The organism is Ruegeria sp. BF12, assembly GCF_056538705.1.
Genome location: NZ_JBQFTP010000033.1, coordinates 1 through 2,500 on the forward strand (window position 1 = coordinate 1; position 2,500 = coordinate 2,500).

General features: G+C 54.5%; 1 tRNA gene and 2 rRNA genes (1 of these 3 cut by a window edge). All 3 read right to left on the bottom strand.

Annotation, left to right across the window (positions count from 1 at the left end):
- Positions 1–77: transfer RNA gene (locus tag ACR0J0_RS23365), tRNA-Met, on the bottom strand.
- Between the two features lie 87 nt (positions 78–164).
- A 5S ribosomal RNA gene (gene rrf, locus ACR0J0_RS23370) occupies positions 165–279 on the bottom strand.
- Between the two features lie 162 nt (positions 280–441).
- Positions 442–2,500: ribosomal RNA gene (locus ACR0J0_RS23375) — 23S ribosomal RNA — on the bottom strand (it continues 768 nt past the right edge of the window).

Below are 2,500 nucleotides of genomic sequence, written 5' to 3' on the forward strand. Positions count from 1 at the left end.
TGGTTGCGGGAGTAGGATTTGAACCTACGACCTTCAGGTTATGAGCCTGACGAGCTACCGGGCTGCTCCATCCCGCGACACTTTGCGTTGGCCTACTGCCTATTCGGCTGTTTGAGGCCTGGTAGTGTTCTTTTCATCGTTAGAGAGACTGGGGATTTTACTAGGTTTGGCGGTGACCTACTCTCCCGGGGCTTAAGCCCAAGTACCATTGGCGCGGCAGTGCTTAACTTCCGGGTTCGGGATGGGACCGGGTGTTTCACTTGCGCTATGACCACCAAACCGAGGAAAATCCCCGTCGCTCTTTTTGCTTTGCAAAAAGGCGACGCGCGGGAGGCAGCGTATTCGCTTGCGAATGCGCGTTCCCACACGGTTGTTCATCAGATCAACGTTGTCCAACTCAAGGTCGGTGTATGCTTTGGTCTTGTCTTTCCATTACTGGATCAAATCAAGCCTATCGGGCGATTAGTACCGGTCAACTGAACGCATTACTGCGCTTACATCTCCGGCCTATTGACGTGGTGGTCTTCCACGGCCCTCAGGGAGACCTTGTTTTGAGGGGGGCTTCCCGCTTAGATGCCTTCAGCGGTTATCCTGTCCGATCATAGCTACCCAGCACTGCCGTTGGCACGACAACTGGTCCACCAGTGGATCGTTCACCCCGGTCCTCTCGTACTAGGGGCAACTCCTCTCAAGTCTCCTACACCCACGGCAGATAGGGACCGAACTGTCTCACGACGTTCTAAACCCAGCTCACGTACCTCTTTAAACGGCGAACAGCCGTACCCTTGGGACCTGCTCCAGCCCCAGGATGAGATGAGCCGACATCGAGGTGCCAAACACTGCCGTCGATATGGACTCTTGGGCAGTATCAGCCTGTTATCCCCGGCGTACCTTTTATCCGTTGAGCGATGGCCCTTCCACTCGGGACCACCGGATCACTATGGCCGTCTTTCGACTCTGCTCGACTTGTCAGTCTCGCAGTCAGGCTGGCTTCTGCCATTGCACTCAACGAGCGATTTCCGACCGCTCTGAGCCAACCTTCGCGCGCCTCCGTTACGCTTTAGGAGGCGACCGCCCCAGTCAAACTACCCGCCACGCAGGGTCCCGGATCCGGATAACGGACCGCGGTTAGACATCAAGAGTGCGAAGGGTGGTATCTCAAGGGAGGCTCCACAGGTACTTGCGTTCCTGCTTCAAAGCCTACCACCTATCCTGCACATCACAATCCTGATGCCAGTGCGAAGCTGTAGTAAAGGTGCACGGGGTCTTTCCGTCTAACCGCGGGAAGCCTGCATCTTGACAGGCAATTCAATTTCGCTGAGTCGATGTTGGAGACAGCGGGGAAGTCGTTACGCCATTCGTGCAGGTCGGAACTTACCCGACAAGGAATTTCGCTACCTTAGGACCGTTATAGTTACGGCCGCCGTTTACCTGGGCTTCAATTCAAGGCTCTCACCTCTCCTTTTAACCTTCAGGCACCGGGCAGGCGTCAGACCCTATACGTCGTCTTGCGACTTCGCAGAGCCCTGTGTTTTTAATAAACAGTCGCCACCCCCTGGTTTGTGCCCCCAGCCCCTAGTTGCCTAGGAACCGGGCCTCCTTCTCGCGAACTTACGGAGGTATTTTGCCGAGTTCCTTCAACATCGTTCTCTCAAGCGCCTTGGTATTCTCTACCAGTCCACCTGTGTCGGTTTAGGGTACGGTCTGATGGAGGGCTATTTCCAGGAACCACTCAGCAGCCCAATCAATCCGATAAGATTGAACTACACCTGTGATCCGTCACATCCTCCTGGCCTAGGAATATTAACCTAGTTCCCATCGCCTACGCCTTTCGGCCTCGGCTTAGGGGCCGGCTTACCCTGCTCAGATTAGCTTTAAGCAGGAACCCTTGGACTTTCGGCGAGAGTGTCTCTCACACTCTTTGTCGCTACTCATGTCATCATTCTCACTAGTGATCTCTCCACGGGATCGCTCACGCGCCCGCTTCATCGAAAGCCTCTCTCCTCCAATCTGCCCGAAGGCATGAAGGAGGAATGAGACTATGTCACACTACGCTCTGCTACCGATGCTTACGCATCCCTAGACTTCGGCTCATGGCTTGAGCCCCGTTACATCTTCGCCGCAGGACAACTTATTTAGACCAGTGAGCTGTTACGCTATCTTTAAAGGATGGCTGCTTCTAAGCCAACCTCCTGGTTGTTTTGGTCGTCCCACCTGCTTTCCCACTTAGCCATGAATTGGGGGCCTTAGTCGTAGGTCAGGGTTGTTTCCCTCTCCACTACGGACGTTAGCATCCGCAGTGTGTCTGCCATCTAGTACTCCCGGGTATTCGGAGTTTGGTTAGGATCAGTAAGCCTGTGGGGCCCCATTACCCATCCAGTGCTCTACCCCCCGGGGTATTCGGATGACGCTCTACCTAAATAGATTTCGCAGAGAACCAGCTATCTCCGAGTTTGATTGGCCTTTCACCCCTAGGCACAGCTCATCCCGATCCTTTTCA